Consider the following 20,817-nt stretch of genomic DNA (forward strand, 5'->3'; position numbering starts at 1 on the left):
GGGTGATGTTGTCGAAAAAACTATGTCTGGGCTGTTAACCTCAAGGATCAATGTTGATGATTGTAAGGAAGAAGCGCTAACAATTGTAAGATGCGATCAAATTCTGGAGAAGCACAATCGTCCCTTAAAGAATCTACTTCTTCGCATTTTGGGTGGAAAAATTGAAGGAAAGTCTCGTGGAGACATACTTGATGACAAAAATGTTTCACAGTACATTTCATTAAATAGATTAAAATTTCAACTAAAGTCTCCAATTTGCCAATTAAAAGAACACTACCTTGAATATATTTTAAGAGAATTGAAAGATAACCTTGATGCACAGAACAAACCCTGGATAGAAATGTGTATGAAGGCTTTAATAAGCCAATGCATCTCTATGGGGTGGTCTGCAAAAGGATTGTTTTTGTTATCCGAACTTTTCACATCAGAAAAAAGCGTATCTGAACAATGGAGATCTTTTGAGAACCAAATTACCACTGGAGGGAATACAGAGTTTCAAGTTTACTACAGTATTAAACTTGAAACAAAATCTGGTATGGGAGCAGACAATGTGCGTGATGTTATCCGTGCTGTAGGTTTTAACATTAACACCGGACGAGAAATAATCGCTGGTGCAGATGAAAACAAAACAGATTTATATTCGAAACTTAATGCAGAAACAACATACATTATTTCGGAAATATCTGCGCCTGACTTGTATTCAGGGGTACTTGCTGTAATCAATACATTGAACAGTAAACTTAGCATTGCAACTTTTTATAATACTATTAGTCCATGGATTGCCAATACTCCACAAATTGTTGTATATAATGATACAACACATATGGCTACAGCGCTACGCCTAATTGATATATTCAGAACCTATGACTATATTGATAGCAATAATGGAGTGTTTGAGGATACGAATCGCATTTTTACTGACACCTCAAAGGAACACATTACCACAAAGCTTAGTGCGGCTTTTGCATATACTAATCTAAGCAGATCGTCACTCTTCCAAGAGACAAAGTATATCTCGTTGTGGATTGCTTTAGAATCAGTCATGAGAACAGGCCAATATTCAGATATAATTTCTCATGTCAAACTTGTATTGCCAGAAATACTGTGCATTAGATATTTTTATAGGATTGTTCGAAACTTCTCTGAAGATTGTATTAGATGTGGTTTTAAAATGGATGCCGCTCTCAATCTTAATATTCAATCAACCGACAAAAAAGAACTTGTTAAAAAATTAATTTCTATTTTCCGTAGCCCACAAGATTATCTAGTATTATTCGAACGGTGTCGAGTGAATTCACTATTAGAGTATCGTTGTAATGAGATATATACATTATTAAATGATCAGGCTGCAATTCTTCAAAAATTTGACCACTACATTCAAAAAATCAGATGGCATATCCAAAGATTATATCGTATTCGCAACGAAATAACTCATTCGGCCTTCCGGGAACAAAGATCGCTTGTTATATATATTGAGCATCTATATACATATTTGGCTCAATTAGTGAGCGAAGTTGTATATTATGTTGAACACAAAAATGTTTCCACGGTTGAAGAGGCCTACGCAATTATTTTGGAAAGCTACCGGACTTATTATGAGTTGCTGAAAGAGGGTGGCATGACTCTCACGGATGTGTTGCCTACAGGAGTAATAGAAATTATCTAATTCCAAAGAAATCCGAGCCTATCTGCTCCAGATGGGCTCGGATTTTGCTTCGAGCATATAAAATCAATCCCAGATATGCTGCCATATGAGACCGTAGTGATGTCACCTCTATAAAATATTTCATCCCAGCCCCATCGCCTTTATTTTTTGCTTTTTTCATTTGCTCCTTAAATGCCTTTTTCAGAATCTCACGGCCTTCTTTTTTGGCTAAGGTATCTTCATCAAGCGGGTGGAGGTCGGAGAGTGTGCGAAGAAATACTCCCGCACAGCACTGCAGGAGGCACGCATCTACTACTGTGACACTGGGCTGGTGGACGAACTGCCTCAGAGTATGGCAGATTCCATGGCGGAAGAAATCCCAAATGAGGTTGCATAAGCAAAAAAGGGAGCCTGTGCCGAAACACAGGCTCCCTCCACAGGAACAAATATTGAGTTATATGGGTAGGTTCACAAATTGTCCCTATGGAACGTCGGAGAAGTGCTCCCGGCTTTTGCAGTAAAATGCTGGTGCGGCCTCTGGGCTTTCCCAATAGGCTCCATGTAGCATATTTCTTGAGTACCCGATGAGTCCGATGGATGCCGGACTTGTACTCCAAGTGACTTATGATTTCGGCGTGTCTGGAACAATGACAAAACCGACTCCTTCCGTAAGCAGGATAGTCCCGCCGCTCTTGGGGTCGTAATCCAGCATTGTTTTACGGCCGATCCATTCCGAGGGGAAATCCCCCCTCCGGAACTCATACAATTCCTGGGTCCACATACCCTTGTAGCTTGCAGGTATGCTTTTCCATTCTGACTGTGTGATCTGTTTCAAGCTGTGCCTCCTATGCGGTCCGGCTGGACACCAGATGCTCTGCGACTTGCTCTCTGGTCAGTTCACTGGTGCGGATGATCTCGTCGCAAAAAGCGGCAAGGCTGAATTCAAACGCGCCGCCATCCTGGTCTAGCAGCACGCCAGTAATGTGAAAGCCGCGTTTTGCCTGTTCCTGAGACAGGCGCTCCCGGAAGTTCTGGGGGAACTCGCATGCGCCGTCTGTAATGAAGACCATGTCCGCGTTTTCAAATCCATCTTCCTCCATCAAGCGCAGGGCCTCCTGGAGCGGAGTTGTGTAATCCGTACCTCCGTTCAAAAACAGCTCTGCGGCGCGGAGTACATCTTCTCGATCATATTGCTGCGGGATAAAAAGATCCGTCTTAAAATGGCCTTTGCCTGAAAAGTGGATCATGGCAAAACGGCGGTGGTCCCGCATGGCAATGTCCAAGAGAGCCAGCGCCACCGCTTTACACCACGGGGCCGCCTCCTCTGCAGAGCCCGATTCATCCAGCATACAAATAATATCTCCGCTGCCTTTGTGGATGTGCTCCCGGCGCTGGTACTGTTTGAGGCTCTTTTTCTGGAGCTTCTGCAAAAACAAAGGCGTGGTTTCCGGAAGGGCCAGGAGAACAAATTCCGAAGCCAGTGCACGGCTTAGATCCGCGCCAAGTTCCAAGGTGTACTTCTCTCCACGACCGTAAGCATAGCCGTTTTTCTGCCTTCCTTCCATCAGCTCTTTCAGACGCCCTAAGTACCTGGCGACCTTCATCAGCGTCTCGCTTTGCTGGACACGGTGCACCAACTCTGTATCGGCAGCTATGCTTTTGGGATCGTTGTCATCCGGCCCCGTGCCCCAGGACATCAAGGTGAGCTGTACGTCTATGGCCGTCTGCGCGGCCGCCTCGGAAGCCTGTTTCACAAGCAGGGCAAGCTCACAGCTGTGTTTCTGCAGGTTTTCCTGGACCATGCGGCCCACGGTCTCCACCTGGTTGCTCTGGCTTTGCGCGGTGTTCGCCGCCTTTATGAGCTGCTTTTCCAATGCTGGAGTAGTACCGGTCCGCTCCATCTGCTCCATGAGCTTTTGCAGGCGCTCCATGCTCTGGTCCCGTTTTTCTTCCAGGTGTTTCAGTGTTTCCAATGCATTTTTTTGCCCGCCTGCCTGCTCCATCAGGCTGTCGAGATTGTCCGCCACCTGAGATATGAACTCTCTCGCGGCCTCATAAGCTGGAATCTGCCGTCCCTCACAGGCAGACTTTATAGTGGGGTAGGAGTCTTTGTCCATCAACTCTTTCAGGATAGGGACATTAAAGCGCCGTGAGGGCGCGGACAGGGATTCCTCTTCATGTTTTCTCACGCGGAGCGAGTAGAAGCTCTGGTAAACGTCCCGACTGAGCGCGGAGAAGGTGGAAAGCTTTTCAGCGCAGCTCTGCTCCAGCGCGATCAGCTCGTCATCGTCTTTGTGGAGGCCCTGATAAATCATGTCCTCCAGTTTGGTGGATTGCAGTACCCGGTCTTGGCGGGCCGCTTTGTCCTGCTGCAGGGCATTTGCCGCCGCCGCAATGGGAGAGGCCAGTATATCGGCCAAACTGTGGAAATATTTGCGCATGGATGCGCCTCCTTCTTAGCTGCGTGTAGTGCATATGAGTGTGCACCCACTTAAGCTGTCCATACATTTGTGACGAAGTATAGTTGGGCTCCGCCGCCCGGTCTTGGAGGATACCGCCGAGCCGGCGGGCTGTCTCAGCGCTTTCCCTGGCCGGGTGCTAAAAGCAGTTCATAGGACTTGGCCTGCCCGGGGGAAAGGGCTTGTTCGTATTCGATATAGCCCCACGCTTCACAGCCGATTTCCCCGCAGACCACCCGGGTGTCAAAATTGCGGATCTCCACAACCGGATTTCCCACGGGCTTTGGATAACTTCCAGGCATGATGGGGCGCTGCGTACTGTAATACCGCATTGGAATCGCACTTCCTCTTATCATTTATTTCATGCATAAGATTTTTTCAACGGCCAGCTTACAGATTTCTGCATGGTACCGCCTATATTCCTCTCCGCTTTGATCCACACGGAGGTCACAGGCCACTTCGACCCCAGAAGACAGGCGGCTCAGGCTGTATGAGCCGATGGCCTCGGCCTCCAGCCAACGCAGCAGCTCATGGCCGCTCATTGCCTCAAAATAGCCAAGGCGGTCCTCCACAGGGAACGCACGGTAAACATTGCACCCTGTATAAATCTCCGCGGCCCGGAACAGATGGAAACCGTTTGGGTCCAGTTCGGGCGCCAGAAGTGTGTAAACGGCCTCGTAGTCAGATGGGGCCAGCGCGGCAAGCGCCCTGCGCAAGGCGTCCAGCTCCGCAGTTGCCGAATGAAGCTCCGCTTCCCGCTGCTGTAAACGAATCGCCTGCCTTCGGTTTTCTTCCTGCTCTGCGCTGAGGCGGCGCTGAAGTTCCTCCGCCTCCGCCCACGCAGCTTCCGCCTCGTCCTGAAGCGGGAGTGCCTTCTGCGGTCCGTTTTGGCGCAAGCGGCGGGCACAAAACGGTCGCCAGATCAATTCAAACAGTTTCATAGGAAACTCACCGGCGCCTTTCGAGAGGCCGCGTTGGCCGTGCCGATCTATTTTATCGCTTGTCCAAACGCTCGCTCCAACCACAGGGGGATTTGCCCCTGTGGAGCAAATTTCGTTCGCATTTTGATTCATGCTCAACGCTCCTATTTACATTTTATTTCTCTCCATGCTTTCATCCAAGATGGCCTTCCGAGATGGACCGGCATCCCCTGGATCGCCGGAATTTACCCGTTCCACACGGCTCAGGCATGGCCGGCGGGCTGGCGGAGGAACACCGGGACGCCGGAAATGGTATAACTCAGGTACAGGCTTTCCACTCCCGCGTCCTTTGCCTCGTAGGAAAAACGATAGCCGTCAATGAAACGCTCTACATGGGAGAGCACGACTGGGACCTCATAGGCGTCCAGATCCTCCCGCATTTTACGCAGCACAAGGCCCATATCGTTGGAGAGCGCCAGAGTCTGGGAGTCGCAGCCGCAGTCGCTGTCGTAGAAGCAGGTGAGGGAAAGAAGCCTGCCGTCCTCCGCCGGCATGCTCTCCGGAAGCGGCTCCAGCATGCTGGGCGCCAGGATCACACAGTCCAGTCCCAGATCCTCCAGCTGCTTTGAGTATCCATACAGCGCGGAAAACCGCTCCTGGATGTCCTCGGCCATCGTCTCAGACTCAGGCGGCTGAAAGGCGCAGCAGATGTCGGGGGCGCCCTGTTCTGCACACTGGTCCGGCCCGGTGCGGCTCTCCGTTACCATGCCAAAAAGGCCCTCATAGTCGCAGGCGTGATTGGCGAACACCTCTCCGCCGACGGTAAAAACTTTACCGCTGTCAAGTACTATATCGCCCTTTTTCTGGTACAACATGGCTCATATCTCCTCATACATGGAATGTAGATCAGAACGGGCGGGGAATTGCTCCCCGCCCGAACATAGACTTAAAAACCTCCGGGATATTCGTCCGGCTTAGCGCCAGGTGCAGGGCCTTCATAAGCCCCATAACCATCCGCCGGGGGGAATTGCCCCTGCTGGTTTGCCGGGGGATACCCGCCATAGGCGGAGTACCCACCATAGCTGCCATCCTGTGCCGGATAGCCGCCGAAGTCCCCGCCGGCGGCGGGGTATCCCGTCTGGCTGTTCTGGCCGTTCTGGTTTGGCCGGCTGTCTCCGAAGTAGACATTGTCGGCGATCACTTCTGTAACAAACCGCTTATTGCCGTCGTTGTCTGTCCATTGACGGATCTGGAGCCGCCCGTCAACTGCGATCACGCGCCCCTTTTTGAAGTAGTTGGCTACAAATTCAGCCGTAGAGCGCCACGCCACAATGTCAATAAAATCCGTTTCTTTCTGATCTCCCTTTTTATAGTCGCGGTCCACCGCAATGCGGAAGGAGCAGACGGAGAGATTGCTGGCTGTGCTTCGCAGCTCGGGATCTGCAACCAAGCGGCCCATAAGTATGACTCTGTTTAACATATCCGATACCTCCTACGATAATATTGGGGTTTGCCTGCGCGCCATCGAATCATGCCGGTTGACTTACCAGCCGGTGTCTCCCTGATTTGCGAGGCTGCGCAGCATAGTACGTACCTGCATCAGCGCAAATCCAAGCAAATTAAGGCCCTTCCAGTTTCCTGGGTCTTGAATGCCGGACTGGTATTTTGACATGCCGATCCCCCATATCCTGTCATAGGGACTGGCCTCCACCAAAATGCGGTCACCAGTCTGTAAAAGAAAGGACCTCAAAGGGGGATTCTGCAAAAATTTTTGAAAATTTCCGTACAGTACAATCTGTTCACGGACCTGGCACCAGCTCTCCTCCTGAAAGCCTGATACCATGCGCCCCAAGGCCTTACAATCCCTGGGAGTGCAGGCGCTCAGGATTCTGGCGTGAGTGCGGTAATCCCCAAAATACGCGGCCTTCTGAGCCATCATGTACTGCTCCATAGATTGGTACAAGATCCCATCTGCTTCAAAAATGCAGGGGTACCATTGACTCAGGCAGCTTTCAGTTGTGCTCCCATCAGAAGGGAGCTGATGCCCATAAAAGAAGAGAAAATCCATTGTTTCTCCGCCCTGGTGCATCCGACGAAGCGAATCTGCGGTGTAAAACATAAACGATTCCTCCCGGCGCCCCGGGCTTGCTCGGGGCGCATATACTGGTTTTTCTCCGGGCGGCAGACGATTTATCGCCTGGACCACAATGCCAAGGCCCGATGCTGCCCCGGACATAGGGGAGCGGCAGGCTCTCGACATGGTATCTGTCCGCTCGTGGAATTTGGGTGTGCTATTCCGGTTTTCAATCAGCGCGATACATGCTCCCCGCGCCTTCATCCGCACAAAGTCCACACTCGCTCTGTGCAGCCTGCTGCGGCCCGTCCAGGATGGATGTCTGCTGAACGGCGGGTTCCTCTTTCATATGGTCCAGATGCTTGATAATGGCCTCATGGTCAAACGACCGAATGATGCTCGCATCTTTGCAGAAACAAAGGAAATGACGGATCATCCGATATGCCGCACGGTATTCGCCCTCGCTCAACGGCAGATATTGACGTAGGGCGTCCAGACAGTCAAGAAAATCGCTGTATGTGTTTTCAAAGCGGCAATCACTCATATTCGACATAGCAAATTCTCCTCAAGCTGCACGGGGGGCGTCACCAATATAAACTTCCAGGATACGTCTCTTGGCGCCCTCCATTTCCAAAGCGACCAGTTTATAGGGGATACCACAGAGGGCGGAAATTTCCCGATCAGAGTAGCCAATGTCACGGAGCTCCGCGATTCTTTGCTGCAGCGGAGTGAGTGTGCTGGTGTACGCCTCAAATTGGATCACATTATCCACGCTCTCTGCGACACTGTCCCACAGATTGTCCGCATTTTTATCATCATTCAGCGTTTGTACGATGCGTGCGCGGCGCTTGCCACGAAGCCAGTACTCACGCGAATGGTGCACATCGCAGCTCATTGCACGAAACGCAATCGTTGAAAACTGGTAGGCTCTCAGTTCCGGGCGGGCCAAATACTTTCGTACGGCACGCAGGTAGCCAAAGACCGCTATATCATAGAATTCATCAAAATCAAGTCCGGCCTTTTTGAGGTAAGAGAGGAGCAGGTGATGGTGTTCTGCGGCGAAGGTGGATTCCTCGGCAGTCAGCGGCGTGTTATAATTCAACATGGTAAAAACTCCTTTATTCATTTTTTTGATCTGCCGGGGTATGCGGACCGGCAAGAGCAGGCCCACATATCCCGATTTTTGGGGGAGAGGGCGAAGGTCTGGTGTCCAGCCCAAACGCATTCCCATAATCCTCCCGTTTTCTTTCGTTGGGGATCAGCTTGCTTTCAGAAGATAAAGCTCCTTCAGCGGTACGTAGGAGAACACCCCGGATACTCCGTTCTCCGAAAAGGCTTTCTTATTGAAGGCTTCCAGATCCTCCATACAGGCGTCTACTTTCTGTTTCCCAATATCATCCTGGGCTTCCGCTTGCATCATGGACAGCTTTTCGTACAGCATGAGGTATTCTTCCCTCAGCTTTCCGATGCGACGGGCCGGCGCTGCGCTGGAGCTGTCTTCAAACTCCTGGTAGCTCTCCTGCGCTGCGGCAAGGATACCATCCAACCGGTTTTTGAACGGATCGCTGCACATCTGTACTAAGGCAGAATGGATGATTGCGCGCTCCTCCGGCGCGGTCCAGAGGTAATGGCGAAGGATGATCAAATCAGCAGGCGCAACGCTATCCCGGCCTTCCAGCCAGGCTTTCGCTTGCGCAATGGGAGAGTAGTTGAAATATTTTCGATCTGAGATATGTATCCCCTTTTCACGCAAAGCGCAGAGCACATCGTCCATCAGCTCATTTACGCTGTCCGGGATGTGGACCTGGCGTACATCATCCTGCATGGCCCCCAATTCTTCCAAGGTGATAGGAGCTGCGGGGGCCTGCGCCAGGTGGGGGGACGCCTGCTTCTGCTTTAGTATTTTCAGGCGTGCGTCCCGATTTTCCACATATTCCGTGACCACCTTCAGCTCAAACCGGTCATAGAGCGGTTTGAGTATCTTCTCCTCCGGATGGGTAAAGTTGGGAATTTCATTGGAGGCCGAAAAGAAGGAAATGGTTGGGATGTGGATGGTTTTGCCCTCATTGGTATAGCGCCGTTCATTCAGGGCAGTCAAAAGGGCGTTGAGGATGCCATCGGACGCCTTAAAAATTTCATCGAGAAAAACGATGTGGCTGTCCGGAAGCTTGCCCTTCGTAATGATGCGCGGGTCCCCGCCATGCAGTTCGGAGAGCGCTTTTCGGTACCGCTCCATCTCCGAGGTCGCCAGTTCCAGCTGCTGCCCGAGCGCTGGATCGCCGCGGCGGTAATTCAGCACCAGTGTCTCCAAATCGCGGCGCATCTCCTGGTAGAGATTGTCCTCCTCCAGAATTTCATCCGGAACTCCGCCGGGGATCAAACTGGAGAGGTCCAAGCGCCCAAACAGCGCCTCCTCATCGGTCTGTTTGGACATCAGGCGCTCAAACTGCCTGGCTCCGGTGAGTCCATCGCGGAACAAGTTGATGACGGCGCTTTTGGCCTGGCCGGTGTCGCCCAGGACAAAGACATTTTTTCGTGTCAGCAGTGCAATGGCGATCACCTCGATCAGCTCATCACGCTCAGCCACCTGCGTCTGGACCTCCCGCATGCGGGCACACATTTTGTTTCTCAGTGTTTGATCCATCATGTCATTCCTCCGTTCAGATTTTATCGGAGCCAGACCCGGAGCCGGCCGGGGGTAGCCGACAGCATAGCGTCCGAAATCGGGGCTCCTGCGTTAAGAAGGGCTCGAAGGCCGGCATCTTCCATGATGAAGCTGCCAGAACGGTAAGAGGCCGGGTGGTGTGAGGGCCTTGCCCACTCCGGCATTTGTGTATCGATATACATCTGGGCATCTTCATAGGTACGGAATTTCCTGGCATGGGCGGCGGTGTCGTAGCCAACCGCGTCCGGAACGCCGCACTTCTCTCCGTGCTCCGCATAGTAGCACATTCCGCCCGACATATAATTGCTTTGGATCAGGTAAAGATCATGCTCCATCGGCAAACCTCTGACAAAGCGCAAGGATCATCCCGGCGGGAAGGCATTTGAACCTCTCCTGTCGGCTCACGGAGAGCGCTGCGCACAGCTGGCATACCAGATTGGCCGTGACGGCATCTAAAAAGCCCCACTCTCCGGACGGGCCTGTGTCGGGCGGCTTCAAATCATACTGCCCTGTTACTCCGCGCCTTGGGCGAATCAGGTGCAGGCCATCCTTTCGTACAGTTTCACAGCATTCAAAAAAGGTCATGGTTAAAACCCCATTTCTTCCCGAATTTGAGAAAATGCGTTTTCTCTATTTAGGCTTTGGCTTTCTGAGCACCTTCCATCCTGGAGCAAATACTGATGCAGGGTCCCCCGCCCCTCAAAGAAAGGGGAGCCCTCGTCCCGTATAAGCGCAGCCATCTTGAAGGTAAGAGTTGGATAATCATGGGACACAACCCGGAAAAAATTCTTTGGCGGCAGATCCGGCACAAAAAAGCGGTATTGCCTTCGCCCAAGCGCCCGTCTGACCTGCATATCCCGCAGGTCATCGCTGGACTGCCAGTAATCTTTGCACCATAAATGTCCTGCGGTATCAAAGCCGCGGCTCTGAACGGCCTCCGGAACTGGAAACAGCGCATGGAACGAATAATGGGCGGTATGAGAGCGGGGCCGGTCAGCCCATTGCGGGCCATATCCGCTGCGAAAGATTTTATCAAATGTATTTAGAAATACGGTTTCTCCTGTGACAAGGAGCAGGCATTCTACATATGTTCCATCCATTACAGACCTCCTTGATGTTCCGAGGGATGCATGACGCATTATGGCGTATGCAGCACCCATCTCACTTTATCGCCGGAAGGATACCGTCTGGTGCTGCGCGGGCGCGAAGGGGTGTTCCAGCCTTCGGATGGGCTGTGAACGACCCCATCCACCTGAAATCCGACCGCACGCAGACTGCTTCCGCTCTCCTCCGGCAGGGTATAGGTCAGGAAGCGGGTATAGCCCATCTCCCGGCCGATCCGAATAGCACGGGCGTAGAGGTTGCTGCACACGTCCGCATAGCGGGGATCGGTACAGCAGCGGTTGATTTCCAGTGTCACGCCGTCCATCTGGCAGCGGGCCTTGGGTATACTGGCAATCGCCACGCCCACCGGCTCCGGCTCTCCCGGCGTCCGGAGGCAGAGGGAAAATTTGTGGAACTTCGGTCCAGCGTTGTGGCGATGGTGGGCTTCCACATAGGCACTGGCCTCCTGAAGCGTGATTGGGCGTGCCTCCAGCCTGGCAATCAGGCTGGAGGTGATCCCATCCACATGGTATAGCCGGCCGCAGCAGTCCTCAGTTTCTGCAAGCACATAGTCGCCATACTTGCTGCGTACAGAAAGTGTCTGCTTACGCCGCTTGTCTTTCAGACGCATGGGCGCCGCGGGGGCTGTGAACAGCACAGCTTCCAGCGGCGCCGAAAATTCCGGCATGGCCCGCAGTACGGGATTTGCCTCTGCCGTCTCCAGGCTCGAACAGTGAAAGGCCCGAAGATGGTAGGGCATTCTCCAGTTGAGTGCGTCCATTATGCGGTCAAAGGCCGCATCGTCCAGCAGTCCGGGACACCGGCAGCTCTGCGGACCCAAATGGACGATGAACGCATGTAGTCCCGCCCATAGCGTTGTGTGTGGTTCAGTGTGCATTTCCTTGACCTTCCTGTCCCTCCGTCATAGTTCCAGGTGAAGGCGGAATGTTCGCACCTTACAGACATCCTCCCGGTGCTCGAACCGGGAGCGCCGGTGCCGGCGGGCCAGCTCGTTATAGGCGTCCAGCAGATCAAAATGGCTCTGCTCCGCCCGCGTATCCGGCCCAGGACTCTCCGTTTCATAGATATAGTGGGAAACCCTGACCTCCAGCGATTCTCCCTGCAGCTTCGCCGCTTCATGATAGCGCGTATCGCGGGTGAGCAGGTCCCAGATGTCATATTCGTCCGGATGCCCACTTTCCCAGTAAGTCAGGAGTTCTCCACTGGGGGCGGCAACGCAGATCGTGGAAAAGAACAGCTTCATACCGCCGCCTCCTTCCGAGACAGTAGATCCTCCAAATATTTTGCCATCTGACACTGATTTTGGAAGACCCGCCTGGTATTGCTCTCATGATAAGCCCGGCTGTCGGTGGGCAATGCGGAGTTTGCGGTTGTCACCGACAGAGTGCCGAATTCATGCGCGACCCACATTCTCAGATGAAGTCTGGGAACTTCGACTACAAGCCAGAGTGGACGCTGGCTGGCAATCCAATTGTCGGAACTATTGGCGCGCCAGCCGCTTTGATCAAGGACAATTCTGGCACCGCTAGTTTGCAGCGTGTCATAGATCCTTTTGTACTTCATACAGCCACCTCAAATACTTTTTGAATCCAGATCCCGCAGAAGGTTTTCCTGTGCGATCCGTCTGGCTTCCCGGTGCATTCGGGATACTTTTTCGTCGTACGCTGCGACGCTTTCTCCATACGCATCCCAGATGGCCCGGGCGGACAGCTCCAGCATCTCAACGACACGGTCTTTGTAAGGGCCAGCCTTTTGGACAGACTGTGCCCGCAGTTCCCAAAGCTCCATCAGGCGGTCATATTCTGTTTCCGTAATCATCTCATAGCCATAGGCGTTCTGAATATCCACCTGTGAGTCATACTCCTCCAGGGGACGGAATATATCTTCTGAGTTGGCTTTGGCCTTGCTGCGGGTACGCAGTTTGGCTTTCCGGTAGCGTGAAACAGCATCCTGAATGCTGTCCTGTGCCGTCTGAATATCCTTTTTCAGCGCTTCAATCGCTCTGCGCTCGACCTTGGCTTCCGGCGTCTCGTTTCGTGCCCAAAGGTCAAGGATTTCATCCGCGGTTGTCAGGCTCATGCCGTCCCTTCTTTCTGTCCGCCGCAAGCCTGCATTCTGCGAAACTCGGCCTCTAATTCGCGCTTTGGTGTATAACGGTGCAGGTTTTCGTTGACATACCTTGTCGTGTGATACATCAGTACGCCGCATAACTGCCCCATCAGGCGGCCGGCGTCATTGTCCTGACGCAGTGTTTTGAAGGTGCCGATCGCGCAGCGGTTGGTACCGGAATCATCAAAGTCGCCTTCAATGACCAGGTCAACAAAAATACCCTCACATCCGTAGCTGATATTGGCGATTGCGGAAAACTGATAGTTGGTCAGATAGCTGTCCATATCCGAAGACAGCGGCTCCTGCGCGTTTGGAAGGTAGTAGTCCAAAATGGGCTCAATTTCCCGCAGGTCGCCGCAGGCTCTGGCTCGTTCCAGCACAGCGCGCAGCAGTGTGCTTTTTCGATCCCGCCGCGGGGCGGTATAGGGCTCCTGGGCGTGGCGCCGGCTGATCCAATCCTCAACCACGCCCTGGTATTCCGCATGGAACAGCTTGAGGAACTGAGCATTCTTCGCGCCCAGGGTGAGGTCGTCCTGTTCCATGTACCAGTGGGCGCGCATTGACAGAGACGTGCGGTACGCACCGCTGTCGAAACGGAAATCAAACGGACGGTAGGACTCCATCTGATGGTAGATCTGCTCCAAAAGGGCGTCCCCGGCAAGCTCACCTGGGACCGTGAACTTTTTGGGGAGTTGCCCGCCGCAGCGCAGGCACAATCCGGTCAGATAGAGGGCCCTGGCTGCTTCCGGCTGATCCAAACAGGTATATTCCAGATTCCAGCCTGTGGGGATAAAATTGTCCTTATAGTGCGCTTCGATTGTTTGTATATCTCTTGTCCGTGCGCCAACGCAGGCGCAGATTTTTTTCTCATTCATGTTCATGCTCCTTCAGCAGCCCATCTTTCCGCAAAAAAGTTTCGACTGCCCGAGGCGTTTTGAATTTTTCCAAGTGGTAGTTCCTCGCCCAGTTTTGTGGAACTGGCGTATTGAAATCCAGGTTGCGGAAACAGGCCTTTTCAAATACCTTGATTTTGTGGCCATCCGCAAAAATGGAGATTCTGCAGGGAGTGTCATACATTCCAGGGACAACAGCGTCCAGGATCTTATAAAGCATCATACGCGGCCGATCCCCTGAATCTCTGTACCATTCACTCATGGCGGGCCTCACGCTCCAGGCCGAACACCTTCGCCGGGAAAACAGTCGCTTGATTATAAACATAGAAAAAGTAGGGGGTTAATCCGTTGTCAATCTCAATGAGCTCCCCGTTTTGCACCGGGACGCCATTCAGGATCTCGTCTACTGTCAGCTCCTGGGCGGCGGTGTAGAATTGCTCCGCTGTCATACCAAGAGGAATCTCCTGCCGCAACTGGTAGCGGCGGGACATGGGGGAATACCAGCCCACCTTTGCCGGATCTATGGACAGCCATTCATCAAAAGCCAGCATCTCCTGAAGCTCATTCCGGAAACCGTAAATCCGGCAGATGGGCGAATTCAAGCGGAGCGGGCACCATGCCGGCGGCTTGCGCTTGGAATCCTTTTTTGAAAATCGCTTGCCATTTTTCCCTTTTTTCATACAGTAGTGCGTTTCGTTGAGCGATGGGCCTACACTCTTAAAATGCGGGCAGTGATAGCGGCAGCTTGGCTCGGGAAATGAAAATTTTTTTGACATTCAGCTACACTCCTTTTCTGATTTGCGGCGCGCTACTGCGCATTTTGGGCTTCAGTCCGCTCCAGCCAGACCTGCGCCAGCTCTTGATCCTTCTTGTGGAACAGATTCAGGAATACCGTGCGAAAATCCCGTTCATCTTCTGCGGAGCGGAAATCTTTTACCATCCATAGCTGGAGGCACCAATGGTAGATGATGAACAGCAGGGATTCTGGCGATTCATGCTCCGGAAGTTCTACTCCATAGCAAAGGCGCTTTCCGCATTGGCGACAGAGTCCGATCATGCACAGCCGCCGCCCTTTTTCCGGTTCCAGGCTGTGATATGCAAGCTCAAAGTGACCAAACCGCAAATTCTGAAGCATATGGCTCAGAATCTGGAAGGTATTCATATTCTTTGAGCAGATGCACAAAGGGAGGGAGGGGCTGCAGGATTCTTGCATATATGTGCTCCTTTCTGCGGCGGACCTTACGCCGCTTTCCTCTTCTTTGGTTGTGTCAGGCACAGGCGGATGACCCGTTCACACTCGTCCATCTCCATCAGTCCGATATGCGCATCCTGTTCCGGAATGTCCAGATTGCGCGCCAGCCAGCGGTAAGCCGCGCTCCGGCTCCATCCCTGGTTTTTCCAGAAGTGATCGAAAATGCGGTGTGTCTCCTGGCGTTTCAAGCGGAGAACGGTGTTGGCCACCTTTCCCATCGGCCGGCCATCCGGGTAGCACCCGACATAGGCGTTACAGTTGACACATAAGTAGATTGGTTCCCGTCCCTTGGGATAGAGGGTCCGGGTCGTGGATTTGATGATCTTCCCACCGCAATAGCGGCAGATGCTTGGAATTTCCATGGGAGATATTTTCCCTCCATTCTCACGCAGCCTTTCCATCCACGGCTTGCTTTGGCGCACGCATCGGGGACTGAAGGTAACGTGTCCCGCCAGGGCGGATCGCGAGCAGGCCGTTTTGGTCAAATTCCAATGTGATCCGTCCGCGCAGCTGCTTGAGATACCGCATCAGCTGTTTGAAATCGTAATAAAAGGGGTAGGGCGACGGGCTCAGGACCAGGGCCTTGACAGGTACACTGGCCTTCCCACCGGAAGTCTCCGTGCTGACAACCATTTCATGCTCTCCGAACATGATCTCTCCACGACCGGAAGAATCCTTATCAGCAGATGCCAGAGATGTAACCGCGTCTATTGCGGCATATAGGTCAGCAGCTTCTATCGAAGCGCTGTATGCACCCTGAATATGGTCCAAAAGCCCATCCGTGTCCGGATAGCTGCCGTCAATCAGGTGCGTACAGAACATCATTGTACCGTTCCAGAAGGCCAGACCCTCACGGGTCAGACCCATTTGATAAACATCGCTGTCCAGGGAGATAGCGGCCAAAATGGATAGGGAGCGGGCTGGAACTAAAATGCAGGTTTCCGAGACAGCGACACAATTTTTATCCCCGGATGCCTCCGCGATGCAAAAGCCATTGCTGCTCGTGGCTTTCAGACCATATGGTCCAACTTTCAAGCGCACAGCCTTAAAAATATTCTTCTGGTCGCCGGCCGCAGCTGCAAACAAGGTCTGGCGGGCCAGAGAGCAGATTCCGCTGACCGGGATGGTGTCCTCTAAAAAAGGGACCTCTGGGAGCGGGTATTTACCGGCATCCAGGATGTTGAGACTGTACTCCGTACAGCCGGAGCAGATATGTATGACACCAGGACCTATCGTAGAAAAGGAAACCTGATCTTCCGGGAGCCGCTTCAAGATGTCCGGCAGCAGACCAGCAGGAATGACAGCGATTCCGCTCTCCTCCACTGCGGCAGGCATAGAGGCACGGATCGAAACCTCCTGATTGGTTGCCGTCATGGTCAGCATAGACAGCCGTGCGTCTGCTTCCATGTGGATACCTTTCAGTTCCGGGATAGTCGTGATCCTAGGCACCGCTTTGGATGCTTGAGCGGCCAGAACCAGCGCCGAATCACGGTTTACATGTACGCGCATGATGTTTTCCTTCCTTCCTATGCGATTTGGAATAGGAGAAGCTGATCTTCATCGACTTCGCCCTTTTTTCGCTTGCGCTCAGCTTTCTCCGTCTCAAAAAAGACGGGGGAATTCTGTGAGGGGAGCGCAGTCCGGGGGACCGGCCTCCGCTCTGCACCAAAGGTAAACTCCAGTATGGGTGGAGAACTGCGCCCCAGCACGGTGCTTTCCTTTTTCCGCACTTCGTCTGAAAAAATGGACCATGCTGCCTCCTGAGGTTTCAGCATAGCCATCCGCTTGAACGTAGCCGCAAGGTCTTCCACGCTGTCTTTAATGCCCATCATCAGCTCACGGGCCATCAGAGTTGTCATGTCCTCGCATTCTGACATGGCGGACAGGCCCTCTTCGCTGAAGGAGCCTTCGATCATGCCGGCAGCGGCCAGCTTGGAAGCCATCAGCTTGATTGCCTTATGCTGCATCGTGCCTGCATGATAGAGCATATAAACCTCTACCCGGGGTGCAGACTGGTTGATCCGCCAGCTGCGCAGGCTGGCTTGACGCAGCGTAAAAAGTTTGTATCCCGTATCATAGAAAATCAGCGTTGTGAAAGCATTCAGGTCCAAGCCAGTTTCCACAAGGGAGGGATTTCCGATCAGCACCTGAAGGCCGTGGTCAAGGTGATCCTGCACCCAGTCCTCCCGGGCCTCCGGCCTCACTTTTGCCTCCAGGATCGCAGCGTTCCAGCCATGTTCTGTCACAAGCTTTAGCAGGCGCTTTGGAGTGTCCAGACGGGTCCAATTTGTATAAATGAGCACCTTCTCGCCGGCCGAGATTTTTTGCTCCGCAATTTTCAGCACCATTTGATCCTTCGGCATGATGGCGCCAGGCGGCATCGTATCCCTAGGCTTGACAATATCGTAGCCATTGAAAGGGTGCTTGATTGTGGGCTGACCATAGGGCTGGTCTGGATAAGCAGTCAGCAGATTCATATATGCGGACAGAATTTTTTTACATGCCTTTTTGTCGCTTTTCATCACGAGTTTCAGCGTATCTTCAAGCAGCTTGTACTCCTTCTGTACTTCCGGAGCCATCTCAATCGGCACGGGGATCTCCTCATACTCAGGCAGATCCTTTCCCATGTCTGTCAGATTCAAAAATGCGGTGCAGTCCAGCAGAAAGCGTGTATAAACCAGCGGTGAAACCCCCGGCTTCAGACGGCTGCCCTTTTTACTCCGTACAGTACGCCGGTTTGAGTTGTAGGTTCCTTCCCGCTCTTCGTAAATATTCTGTATCACGCCGTATTCTGTGTCGAATTTTCTGCTGTCCCAATAGGGCTTTCCATCCTGGCACATACGGCGCGGGGCGATCCGGTAGAGGAGATAGAACAGCCCGGAGCTATACCCGTTGACAAGGGTGGCGGTCATACCGACCACCTTCTTCGCCGCGCTCAACAGCTCCTGCATAGCGTCCCCTTGTCCGGAATTGTTGTTATACTGGTGCAGTTCATCTGCGATCAGCGCAAAAATTTTCCCTTTGTAGGTGCGCTTGATGTAGCTGCTGAGTGGGAACGTCCGATAGGCTCCCCGGATCGGGAACGGCATGTCAGGATAGTTTGCCAGCTTAGTCATCCGATCCCGTATGGTTTCACTTGGAATATCCTCCTTGTACTCATTCAGGAGCGGACGGAACACAAATCCATAGCTCCCGAGCTTTGCCCACTGCGTCTGCTGACTCCACATCGTTGGATTGAGAGAAGTCCATAGGGAACTTCCACAGATCTTACACTTGTGGTTTTCCCGATTCTCACTTCTGAAAAAGCGGGGGCCTGCCGGCACATAGTAGGAGACTCCGTCTTTGCTGATATTCTCCATGATGACCGCTCCGCAATCCGGACAACAAAACACGTGCCGAAAAGCGCTAAATCCTGCTGCGGGCATCGCCTCATTTGAGTGAGGTCGGGTAATGTTCAGCCCCTCACGATTCCATTTTCGGAAAATCACAGCGGGAGCCCGCATATAGCCGTCCCTGGCCTTTTCCTTGGAAATAATGGCAAAACAGTTTCGGTTCCCCTGCTCGTACAGCTTGTAAAGAGCGTCAAACTCGCTGATACTCCTGACAACTGCGGCAAAGGTGTTTGGGATGCTTTCTTCAATTTCACGCACCCACTTTTTTGTGATGTGGGCAGGGCAGAGGACAATGTTGAAGGTCTTTGGGCGGCCCGCACTTACTTGATGGGAATATAATCCGGCGGCTGCCGCAACCGCAACGCTTCCGATTTTGGTCTTTCCTGTCCCGCACCCGGCTACGATCAAAGCAACCTTGCTTCGGCCGAGCTTCCGTTTGATCGATTCAGCGACTGCGAGCTGGGCGTCATAAAGGGAATATCCGGCGTGAGCCCGGATATACTCATTGATGTCTAATACTTCTTCAGAAAGCGGCTCAGCGGCCGGATCGAACAGGGGAACAAACAGCTTCTTGATCCGCTCTGCCACGGCAACGCCAAAGGTGTTCAGATAGTCTGTTACGGAGTGAACTCCATCCAGCAGAGAGGGTCCCGGGGCTGCGCCCGGAATTTTGATTTTGCCCTGCTTCAGGCCGTCCTCCATGACCTTGACCAGATTTTGATCCTTCGCTTCACAGCAGAGCTTCCACGCCTCCAACTCTTGATATAAAGAGAGCACCTTGAGAGGGAGGAGGATGTTGCGCCGCTTCAATTCCGTGAGAATGTAGTTCTGATATTCTGGAATCATGGGGACATAGGATTTCCGGTCAATGGCCTGGAACAATTCATTTTCATTTCCAGGATGGCAGAAAATATAGCAGGTGTGCGCGGGAATGTTCTGCTGAGGCACATCATCGTCAAACAGGTCGTCCCTTTGTGCTCGCTTGCTGCTTTTCTCTTTCTGGTTCTGGCTTTTTAAGCTTTCCTGGATCTCATCTTCCGCAATCAATGTCGCTTCTGCGTACAGTCCTTCATGGCTTACCTCCCGGTGATATTGCTTGGAAAGCGATTTCAGTGTGAGAATGCTGCCATCAACGTCCTCGATTTCGATGGTAGCTCCGCCATAGATGGCGTCTGTAAGCCCCCGCACGACTTCGGCATAGCCGCCGAATCGCAGTCCGGCTAATGTCGGGGCAGGATCTTCGCTCCAGATCACGGCGTCTGCGTATGCGTTCAGCCGTATCCCTTTTTTGAGATCCTGATAGGTAACTTTCATGAGCTTTTTGGCTTCCATTCATGGGTGTACTCCTTTCGTTTTTTGCACAAAAAAGCCGCAGTTCCCTATGAAGTAGGTAACTGCGGTTTTTGTGTCGATGTTAGGTATTTAGGATATGGACGAGTCTCCACAGGCCCCAAGGGCCTATGGGGGTAATCTCCGACCTGGCGAAATCTGGCCTAAATACAAATAGAGCATACCATATCAGAATCTGTTTGGACAGTTGCGGTTTTCTCCATGATGAGCGCTGCCTGTACGTTGAACTTATAGCCAATGTCTTTTGTCTGGCGAGGGCAGGAGGGGAAAGAGACGGGGCTCAACAGCGATTGAGCCAGCCGTTGTCTCTGCAAGTGCTTCCGATTTTGTGTTTCTGGATAGGGAAATCAATGGAAGTCGTCCATTGCCAATGTCTTGATTTTTCTCCGTCATACTGATATACTGCGAATAGTAGAAATAGATTGTGTAGTATGGATGGTTGCTATGAATGCGAACTTAGTTGAACTTCGTGAAAAATATCCACCGGGGTTCCCAGTAGAAGATCTTCCAGAGGGAGCGCGGGAGGAACGGATTAATGTATATCGTGTTTGCAGGAGCGGTAAGGTTGAACCGTCCTCCTTCCTCCCCACATATCTTGATGAGCTTGCCATGACAAAAGAAAACGCGGAAGAGAACCATGACATTAGCTACTATTCTTTATCCACTTTTTATAAGGAAAATGAAGCAAAGCGAGCACTGAAATTCTTTCGTGGCAAGCAACCCAACGCAATTTTAGCTATTGGCAGCACCGAACCAAGTTGTGGATTGTGTCAGCGAACAAAAGAGCGTAAGAAGAATGCCAAATCACATGTGGATTGGTGGCTATATCAAGAAGCCGAGCCGTATATATTCTTTCAAGAAGTTTGTCCGGAAGGTGGTGAGTAGCGTGTCAATTCCGAACCCTTACTTTAAGGATGTTCCGGATTGCGGAGA

General features: G+C 52.3%; 25 protein-coding genes. 2 read left to right on the forward strand and 23 right to left on the reverse strand.

All coding sequences use genetic code 11. From position 1 onward, the window contains the following. On the forward strand, positions 1-1,666 hold a 1,666-nt coding region (locus Q0Y09_RS09575; RefSeq protein WP_297720785.1), incomplete at its 5' end, for a hypothetical protein. Positions 1,667-2,267: 601 nt separating this feature from the next. Here Q0Y09_RS09575 and Q0Y09_RS09580 read toward each other — a convergent pair. The 23 genes from Q0Y09_RS09580 to Q0Y09_RS09690 all read right to left on the reverse strand — a co-directional run bounded on the left by Q0Y09_RS09580 (position 2,268) and on the right by Q0Y09_RS09690 (position 19,866). Next, a complete protein-coding gene (locus tag Q0Y09_RS09580) occupies positions 2,268-2,480 on the reverse strand; it encodes a hypothetical protein (protein WP_050001782.1) in 213 nt (70 codons plus the stop codon). Positions 2,481-2,490: 10 nt separating this feature from the next. Next, positions 2,491-4,086, reverse strand: a complete 1,596-nt coding sequence (locus Q0Y09_RS09585) for a hypothetical protein (RefSeq protein WP_297720790.1) — start codon at positions 4,084-4,086, stop codon at positions 2,491-2,493. Positions 4,087-4,220: 134 nt separating this feature from the next. Beyond that, positions 4,221-4,460, reverse strand: coding sequence for a hypothetical protein (locus tag Q0Y09_RS09590; RefSeq protein ID WP_317380543.1), 240 nt, complete (start codon positions 4,458-4,460; stop codon positions 4,221-4,223). Beyond that, positions 4,461-5,045 (reverse strand): hypothetical protein, encoded by a 585-nt coding sequence (locus tag Q0Y09_RS09595; protein ID WP_297720794.1) that lies wholly within the window; start codon positions 5,043-5,045, stop codon positions 4,461-4,463. 242 nt (positions 5,046-5,287) lie between these two features. Further along, the gene (locus Q0Y09_RS09600; protein WP_297720797.1) at positions 5,288-5,899 is read right to left on the reverse strand and encodes a hypothetical protein; all 612 of its coding nucleotides are present in this window, start codon (positions 5,897-5,899) and stop codon (positions 5,288-5,290) included. Positions 5,900-5,970: 71 nt separating this feature from the next. Next, complete coding sequence (locus Q0Y09_RS09605) at positions 5,971-6,504, reverse strand: single-stranded DNA-binding protein (RefSeq protein WP_297720800.1); 534 nt, start codon at positions 6,502-6,504, stop codon at positions 5,971-5,973. A gap of 63 nt (positions 6,505-6,567) precedes the next feature. Continuing rightward, positions 6,568-7,143: an NADAR family protein gene (locus Q0Y09_RS09610; RefSeq protein WP_297720802.1), complete on the reverse strand. Its 576-nt coding sequence runs from the start codon at positions 7,141-7,143 to the stop codon at positions 6,568-6,570. A 184-nt stretch (positions 7,144-7,327) separates the two neighbouring features. Next, positions 7,328-7,651 (reverse strand): hypothetical protein, encoded by a 324-nt coding sequence (locus Q0Y09_RS09615; RefSeq protein WP_297720805.1) that lies wholly within the window; start codon positions 7,649-7,651, stop codon positions 7,328-7,330. A gap of 12 nt (positions 7,652-7,663) precedes the next feature. Then, positions 7,664-8,323, reverse strand: coding sequence for a hypothetical protein (locus tag Q0Y09_RS09620; RefSeq protein WP_297720808.1), 660 nt, complete (start codon positions 8,321-8,323; stop codon positions 7,664-7,666). 33 nt (positions 8,324-8,356) lie between these two features. Continuing rightward, positions 8,357-9,745: an AAA family ATPase gene (locus Q0Y09_RS09625; RefSeq protein WP_297720810.1), complete on the reverse strand. Its 1,389-nt coding sequence runs from the start codon at positions 9,743-9,745 to the stop codon at positions 8,357-8,359. A gap of 20 nt (positions 9,746-9,765) precedes the next feature. Further along, positions 9,766-10,098 carry a hypothetical protein gene (locus Q0Y09_RS09630; RefSeq protein WP_297720812.1) on the reverse strand — a complete coding sequence of 111 codons (333 nt, stop codon included), beginning with the start codon at positions 10,096-10,098 and terminating at the stop codon, positions 9,766-9,768. A 252-nt stretch (positions 10,099-10,350) separates the two neighbouring features. Beyond that, positions 10,351-10,863, reverse strand: a complete 513-nt coding sequence (locus Q0Y09_RS09635; protein ID WP_297720815.1) for a hypothetical protein — start codon at positions 10,861-10,863, stop codon at positions 10,351-10,353. A 38-nt stretch (positions 10,864-10,901) separates the two neighbouring features. Beyond that, positions 10,902-11,648 (reverse strand): XF1762 family protein, encoded by a 747-nt coding sequence (locus Q0Y09_RS09640; RefSeq protein ID WP_297720817.1) that lies wholly within the window; start codon positions 11,646-11,648, stop codon positions 10,902-10,904. Positions 11,649-11,789: 141 nt separating this feature from the next. Then, positions 11,790-12,131 carry a hypothetical protein gene (locus tag Q0Y09_RS09645; protein ID WP_297720820.1) on the reverse strand — a complete coding sequence of 114 codons (342 nt, stop codon included), beginning with the start codon at positions 12,129-12,131 and terminating at the stop codon, positions 11,790-11,792. Further along, positions 12,128-12,451 (reverse strand): hypothetical protein, encoded by a 324-nt coding sequence (locus Q0Y09_RS09650; protein ID WP_297720822.1) that lies wholly within the window; start codon positions 12,449-12,451, stop codon positions 12,128-12,130. Before Q0Y09_RS09650 ends, Q0Y09_RS09645 begins: the two co-directional genes overlap by 4 nt. Before the next feature lie 9 nt (positions 12,452-12,460). Then, positions 12,461-12,967: a hypothetical protein gene (locus Q0Y09_RS09655; protein ID WP_297720825.1), complete on the reverse strand. Its 507-nt coding sequence runs from the start codon at positions 12,965-12,967 to the stop codon at positions 12,461-12,463. Then, entirely contained in the window at positions 12,964-13,872 is a 909-nt protein-coding gene (locus tag Q0Y09_RS09660) for a hypothetical protein (protein ID WP_297720827.1), read from the reverse strand. Before Q0Y09_RS09660 ends, Q0Y09_RS09655 begins: the two co-directional genes overlap by 4 nt. Continuing rightward, positions 13,865-14,152, reverse strand: coding sequence for a hypothetical protein (locus Q0Y09_RS09665; protein ID WP_297720830.1), 288 nt, complete (start codon positions 14,150-14,152; stop codon positions 13,865-13,867). Before Q0Y09_RS09665 ends, Q0Y09_RS09660 begins: the two co-directional genes overlap by 8 nt. Next, positions 14,145-14,666 (reverse strand): hypothetical protein, encoded by a 522-nt coding sequence (locus Q0Y09_RS09670; RefSeq protein ID WP_297720833.1) that lies wholly within the window; start codon positions 14,664-14,666, stop codon positions 14,145-14,147. Before Q0Y09_RS09670 ends, Q0Y09_RS09665 begins: the two co-directional genes overlap by 8 nt. A 32-nt stretch (positions 14,667-14,698) precedes the next feature. Further along, positions 14,699-15,052: a hypothetical protein gene (locus Q0Y09_RS09675; RefSeq protein ID WP_297720836.1), complete on the reverse strand. Its 354-nt coding sequence runs from the start codon at positions 15,050-15,052 to the stop codon at positions 14,699-14,701. A 77-nt stretch (positions 15,053-15,129) separates the two neighbouring features. Next, positions 15,130-15,504, reverse strand: coding sequence for a zinc-finger-containing protein (locus Q0Y09_RS09680; protein WP_297720838.1), 375 nt, complete (start codon positions 15,502-15,504; stop codon positions 15,130-15,132). A 22-nt stretch (positions 15,505-15,526) separates the two neighbouring features. Further along, entirely contained in the window at positions 15,527-16,651 is a 1,125-nt protein-coding gene (locus Q0Y09_RS09685; protein WP_297720841.1) for a DNA polymerase III subunit beta, read from the reverse strand. Positions 16,652-16,668: 17 nt separating this feature from the next. Continuing rightward, a complete protein-coding gene (locus Q0Y09_RS09690) occupies positions 16,669-19,866 on the reverse strand; it encodes a helicase-related protein (protein WP_297720844.1) in 3,198 nt (1,065 codons plus the stop codon). Between the two features lie 462 nt (positions 19,867-20,328). On the opposite strand from Q0Y09_RS09690, the gene Q0Y09_RS09695 reads away from it, so the two are divergent. Further along, the gene (locus tag Q0Y09_RS09695; protein WP_297720847.1) at positions 20,329-20,769 is read left to right on the forward strand and encodes a hypothetical protein; all 441 of its coding nucleotides are present in this window, start codon (positions 20,329-20,331) and stop codon (positions 20,767-20,769) included. The last annotated feature ends 48 nt before the right edge of the window (positions 20,770-20,817 follow it).

Source organism: Intestinimonas sp., assembly GCF_026169115.1.
Lineage (GTDB): Bacteria > Bacillota > Clostridia > Oscillospirales > Oscillospiraceae > Intestinimonas.